Genomic DNA, 5,527 nt, shown 5'->3' with positions numbered 1-5,527 from the left:
TGCTCATGCTGGCCCGAGGCCTCATGCGCGGCGCGGATGGTCATCAGGCCGCACAGTTCACCGTGAGCGCCGGCCTTGGGCGACAGGGCCACCGCCGGCATGCCGGTGAGGGTCTTTAGCCAGTGAGCGAGCCGGTCCATCAGTTCCAGCGCACCCTGCGTCGTTGACTGCGGCTGCAAGGGATGCAGATCGGCGAAGCCGGCCAGGCGGGCCATCTTCTCGTTCAGGCGCGGGTTGTGCTTCATGGTGCACGAGCCCAGCGGATAGAGCGCCAGGTCGATGGCGTGGTTCTTCTGACTCAACCTCACGTAGTGGCGCATGGCCTCCGGCTCCGAGACGCCGGGCAGGCCGATCGGTGCGGCGCGGACCAGGTCGCCCAGGTCGGAGGCGTCGTGCTCCGGGTCGGCCAGGTCGACGCCGGTCTTGGTCCAGCCTTCCAGTTCGAACAGCAGGGGTTCGTCCTGCAGCAGGCCGCGGCCGCCGGTGAGGGAGGCGTGCTCGCCACCGCCTGCCGCAGCTTTGGGACGGGTGGGGCGGCCGACGTTTTGCAGGGTCATCGGCCGATCCTCATGGCGAGGGCGCCAGCGAGCGCCCTGATGTCGTCGCTGGTGGTGGTCTCGGTGGCGGCCAGCAGCAGGATGTCGTCCAGCCCCGCGTGCGGGTCGAGCCGCGAGTAGGGGACCCCGGCCACCACGCCGTCGGCCAGCATGGCCTCCACCAACGCCGCGGCGTCGCCGGGGACGCGCACGGCGATCTCGTTGAAGAACCGGGGCGTGAGAATCTCCACCCCCGCCACCCCGGCCAGGGCGTCCCGCATCTCCCGCGCCCGGCTGTGGTTGAGGGCGGCCAGCTGGCGCAGACCCGTCTCCCCCAGCAGCGACAGGTGGATGGTGAAGGCCAGGGCGCAGAGACCGGAGTTGGTGCAGATGTTCGAGGTCGCCTTCTCGCGGCGGATGTGCTGCTCGCGGGTGGAGAGCGTCAGGACAAAACCGCGGCGGCCCTCGGCGTCCACCGTCTCGCCGCACAGGCGGCCCGGCATCTGCCGCACCAGCTTCTCGCGGCAGGTGAACAGGCCCACATAGGGCCCGCCATAGTTCAGGGCGTTGCCGATTGACTGGCCCTCGGCGACGGCGATGTCCGCGCCCATTTCGCCGGGCGACTTCAGCAGGCCGAACGACACCGCCTCGGTGGTCACCACCACCAGCAGGGCGCCGGCCGCGTGGGCGGCCTCGGCGATCCGGGTCACGTCGGTGACCACGCCGAATACATTGGGGGTCTGGACCACCACGCAGGCGGTCTCCGCGTCGATGGCGTCGATGACCGCCGCCTCGGCGTCGATGGCGGCGCTCTGACGAAGGATCTCCATGCCCTCGGCGTGGGCGATGGTCTGAGTGGTGGCGGCGTAGTGGGGGTGCAGGCCGCCGGACAGGATCGCCTTCTCCCGGCGGGTGACCCGCTGGGCCATCATCACCGCCTCGGCGCAGGCCGTGGAGCCGTCGTACATGGAGGCGTTGGCCACATCGAGCCCGGTGAGCGCGGCCACCTGAGTCTGGAACTCGAACAGCACCTGCAGGGTGCCCTGGGCGATCTCGGGCTGGTAGGGCGTGTAGCTGGTGAGGAACTCCGAGCGCTGGATCACGTGGTCCACCGTGGCCGGCACGTGGTGGCGATAGGCGCCGGCGCCACAGAAGAACGGGCCCGCCCCGGCCGGCCGGTTCATCCCCGCGAGCTGGCCCAGCTCACGCTCCACCTCCAGTTCGCCGGCGTGCAGCGGCAGGTCGAACAGGTCGTTCGCCCGCGCCGCGGCGGGCACGTCGCGGAACAGGTCGTCGATGGAGGGCGCGCCGATCACGCCCAGCATCTGGGCGCGGTCGTGGGGGGTCAGTGGCAGGTATCGCATGGGGCTCTACAGGGTCTGGAGGAAGGCGTCGTAGGCGGCGCGGTCCATGAGCGCCTCGTACTCGGCGGGATCGGCGACCTTCACCCTGGCGAACCAGCCACCGGCCTCCGGCTCGGCGTTGACCGTCTCGGGCGCGTCGGCCAGGGCGCCGTTGGCCTCCACCACCTCGCCGGAGATCGGGGCGTAGACGTCGGACGCCGCCTTGACGCTCTCCACCACCGCCAGGCCGTCGCCGGACTTCACCGCCTTGCCGACGTCGGGGGTCTCCACGAACACCACGTCGCCGAGCTGTTCGGCGGCGTAGGCGGTGATGCCGATGGTGGCGACGTCGCCCTCCAGTTCGACCCACTCGTGATCCTTGGTGAAGCGCATGGGCGGATCCTTCCTGGCTAGAGCTTGCGGACGTAGCGGTGGGGGACGAATGGGGCCTTGGTGACCACGGCCGCCTGCGGCTTGCCGCGGACGATGACCTGCAGGGGCGTCCCCGGTTCGGCGTGGGCGGGGGGCACGAAGCCCAGCGCGATCCCCTGGCGAAGGGTGGGCGAGAAGCCGCCGGAGGTGACTACGCCGATCACGGTCCCGGCCGCGTCGGCGATCTCGGCGCCCTCGCGGGCCGGGGCGCCCTCCAGCACGGTCAGGCCGACGCGGACCCGGGCCGGGCCCTGCGTGAGCTCGCGGGCGATCCGCGAAGCCCCCGGAAAATCACGGGCGTCGCGGCGCTTCCTGGAAACGGAGAACGCCAGGTCGCCCTCGATGGGGGAAACGGTCTCGTCGAGGTCGTGGCCGTAGAGCGGCAGGCCCGCCTCCAGGCGCAGGCTGTCGCGGGCGCCCAGGCCGATGGGCCTTACCCGGTCGTCGGCCAGCAGGGTGTTCCAGACATCCACGGCGGCGGACGCCGGGACCGAGATCTCATAGCCATCCTCGCCGGTGTAGCCGGAGCGCGAGACGATGGCGTCGACGCCGAAGGCGCTCATGGCGCGGGTGTCCATGAAGACCAGCGCGGCGGCGTCGGGGGCGTGGGCCTTGAGGACGGCGGCGGCCTCGGGACCCTGCAGGGCCAGCAGGGCGCGGTCCTCCAGGCGCTCGATGGCCACCTGGCCGGCCAGCTCGTCGTCGATGACCTTGAAGTCGTGGTCCTTGCCGGCGCCGTTGACCACCACGAACAGGCCGTCGTCGTCGGGGCGCCCGGCCATCAGGTCGTCGATGATGCCGCCCGTCTTGTTCAAGAGGACCGAGTAGCGTTGCTTGCCGGCCTTCAGGCCGATGAAATCGCCGGGGGTCACCTCCTCGAAGGCCGACAGGGGCGAGACCCCGCGCAGGCGCGCCTGGCCCATGTGGGAGACGTCGAACAGCCCGGCGTGCTCGCGGCACCACAGGTGCTCCTTCAGCACGCCCTGGGGGTACTGGACCGGCATCTCGTAGCCGGCGAAGGCGACCATGCGCGCGCCCAGGGCCACCTGCGCGTCATGCAGGGGAGTGGTTCTCAGCGCCTTGTTGGCGGATGGATCGGACACGTGGCGGACTCCGGCTGACGACCAGCGGCGACGGAGGATGGCCTCCGCCTCGCGCGCCCCCGCTGTCCTTGGGCCTGAGAGATTTCGGGCTGCCTTGCGGCGACCCTTTGCTCCTTCGGCGAGCGTCCCTGAAAGGGTCGCTACTTTCCAGCGTGCATCAGCCCTTCGCGGTCCTTTTGCCTGAGCGTTTCCGGGGCGGTTGCGCCTTCGGCTCCGGGCTTTTTTCGTCCCGGTATCTCCCGCGAGAGTCGGGCGGACCCTGTTCGATCGGTGGTTGCGAGTCAACGGGCGATGGGGGAGGGAGTCCCGGCCCACGCCGCCGCCGGGCTGACGGTGGCGGGGCCGCCTGCGCCCCGAGGCGATTCATTGCGGGAAAGCGACCGGACTGGGGAACGCTCGGCGGGTCAGTCCGGTTGGGGTTTGGCACATCCCTCAGAGGTAGTTCCATGTCCATTCTCGACCGTCTGTTCGGCGGCGCCGACGCCAGGCGCGACCCGAACAATCCCAACGCTCACTCCGATAGCGACATGCGCAAGGTCATCGAGACCTTCCTGGAGATGAATCCGCAGCCCATCGAGATGCTGACGCCGGAGGAGGCGCGCAAGCAGCCGACGCCGGGCGATGCGGCGATGAAGATCCTGCGGGCGCGGGGCATGGACCGCATGGCCGACCTAGGAGTGCTCACCGAGGACATCACCTATCCCGGCGCGGCGGGGGAGCTGCCGGCCCGGATCTACCGGATGCACGAGAGCGAAAAGCTGCATCCCGTGGTGGTCTATTTCCACGGCGGCGGCTGGGTGATCGCCGACATCAACGTCTATGACGCCGGCCCCCGCGCCATCGCCAAGTTCGGCGACGTGATCGTGGTCTCGGTGGAATACCGCCGCGCGCCGGAGGACAAGTTCCCCGCCGCCCACGACGACGCGCTGGCCGCCTACAAGTGGGTGCTGGAGAACGCCCAGTCGTTCGGCGGCGACCCGCAGCGGGTAGCGGTGATGGGCGAGAGCGCCGGCGGCAACCTGGCCGCTGGCGTGGCGATGATGGCCCGGGACCAGGGCCTGCAGGCCCCGGCGCACATGGCGCTGATCTATCCGGTGGCCGGCATCGACATGAACACCCCGTCCTACCGCGAAAACGCCGACGCCAAGCCGCTGAGCAAGCCGATGATGGAATGGTTCGTGAAGCACGTGTTCGCCGACATGGCGGACCTGCAGGACCCGCGGATCAACCTGGTGGAAGCCGACCTGCGCGGCCTGCCCAGCGCCACCATCATCACCGCCGAGATCGACCCCCTGTGCTCCGAGGGCGAGACCCTGGCCGAGCGGCTGGAGGCCCAGGGCGTGGAGGTGCGCCACAAGACCTTCCACGGGGTGACCCATGAGTTCTTCGGCATGGGCCTGGTGGTGAAGGACGCGGCCCTGGCCGAGACCTTCGTCGCCCACGAACTGAAGCGCGCCTTCGGTACGGCGATCCTGCCGATCTAACTTCGAGCGCGGCGGGTCCCTCGGGACGTTCCCGGGAGGCCCGCCCGCTTGCGCCTCTACATCCGCTGCGGAACCGCGATGCCCAGGAGGTCGAGGGCCAGTTCGAGCTGGCGCAACGCCGCCTGGGCCAGCGTCAGGCGCGAGCTGCGCACAGCCGGCTCGGCCGAGAGCATCGGGCAGGCGGCGTAGAAGCGGGAGAAGCTCTGGGCCAGGCGGTAGGCGTGCTCGGCCACGGCGTTGGGCGCCTTCTTGTCATAGGCATCGGTGAGCGCCGCATCGAAGGCGTCCAGGGTGAGCACCAGTTCGCGTTCGGCCGGCTCGGCGACGGTGACCGGCCCCGCCGTGGCCCCCGCTTCGGCGGCCCGGCGCAGCACCGACTTCACCCGCACCGCTTGGTAGAGCAGGTAGGGGCCGGTCTTGCCCTCGAAGCTGGTGAAGCGGTCGAGGTCGAACACGTAGGAGGTGCCGCGGAAGTTCTGCAGGTCGGCGAACTTCAGCGCCGCGACGGCCACCTTGCCGGCGATCTCCTCGAAGTCTTCTGGCGACAGGTTCTCGCCGAGGCCGGCTTCGTGCAGCCGTTCGCGCGCCTTGCCGCGGGTCATCTCGATCATGTCATAGAGCTTCAGGAC

General features: G+C 70.2%; 5 protein-coding genes, 1 pseudogene and 1 riboswitch. Of the genes and pseudogenes, 1 reads left to right on the top strand and 5 read right to left on the bottom strand.

The genetic code is table 11. The features are described 5' to 3' along the window. From ACLL81_RS11910 to gcvT, 4 genes and pseudogenes are all read right to left on the bottom strand, one after another. Positions 1-557 (bottom strand): annotated as a pseudogene (locus tag ACLL81_RS11910) (aminomethyl-transferring glycine dehydrogenase subunit GcvPB); the annotation flags it as partial. Beyond that, on the bottom strand, positions 554-1,900 hold the full coding sequence (gcvPA, locus tag ACLL81_RS11905) for an aminomethyl-transferring glycine dehydrogenase subunit GcvPA (RefSeq protein WP_411288560.1): 1,347 nt from the start codon (positions 1,898-1,900) through the stop codon (positions 554-556). The gene gcvPA and the pseudogene ACLL81_RS11910, both read right to left, overlap by 4 nt. 6 nt (positions 1,901-1,906) lie before the next feature. After that, the gene (gene gcvH, locus ACLL81_RS11900; protein WP_411288559.1) at positions 1,907-2,272 is read right to left on the bottom strand and encodes a glycine cleavage system protein GcvH; all 366 of its coding nucleotides are present in this window, start codon (positions 2,270-2,272) and stop codon (positions 1,907-1,909) included. A 17-nt stretch (positions 2,273-2,289) separates the two neighbouring features. Next, complete coding sequence (gene gcvT, locus ACLL81_RS11895) at positions 2,290-3,414, bottom strand: glycine cleavage system aminomethyltransferase GcvT (RefSeq protein ID WP_411288558.1); 1,125 nt, start codon at positions 3,412-3,414, stop codon at positions 2,290-2,292. Positions 3,415-3,572: 158 nt separating this feature from the next. Beyond that, positions 3,573-3,666: riboswitch (glycine riboswitch) on the bottom strand. A gap of 194 nt (positions 3,667-3,860) precedes the next feature. Between gcvT and ACLL81_RS11890 the strand changes: the two genes are divergently transcribed. Continuing rightward, complete coding sequence (locus tag ACLL81_RS11890; RefSeq protein WP_411288557.1) at positions 3,861-4,898, top strand: alpha/beta hydrolase; 1,038 nt, start codon at positions 3,861-3,863, stop codon at positions 4,896-4,898. Positions 4,899-4,954: 56 nt separating this feature from the next. Here the strand turns inward: ACLL81_RS11890 and ACLL81_RS11885 are convergent. Next, positions 4,955-5,527: DALR anticodon-binding domain-containing protein (locus tag ACLL81_RS11885; protein WP_411288556.1), on the bottom strand; the 573-nt coding region annotated here is incomplete at its 5' end.

This window comes from Phenylobacterium sp., from assembly GCF_046590535.1.
In the GTDB taxonomy this organism is placed as follows: Bacteria; Pseudomonadota; Alphaproteobacteria; order Caulobacterales; family Caulobacteraceae; genus Phenylobacterium.
This window is presented reverse-complemented; position numbering and strand designations above follow the sequence as displayed.

What these genes read in the sequence shown, in the direction of transcription:
- ACLL81_RS11890 (WP_411288557.1), top strand. Translation starts at nt 3,861, where the DNA reads ATGTCCATTCTCGACCGTCTGTTCGGCGGCGCCGACGCCAGGCGCGAC.
- gcvH (WP_411288559.1), bottom strand. Translation starts at nt 2,272, where the DNA reads ATGCGCTTCACCAAGGATCACGAGTGGGTCGAACTGGAGGGCGACGTC.
- gcvPA (WP_411288560.1), bottom strand. Translation starts at nt 1,900, where the DNA reads ATGCGATACCTGCCACTGACCCCCCACGACCGCGCCCAGATGCTGGGC.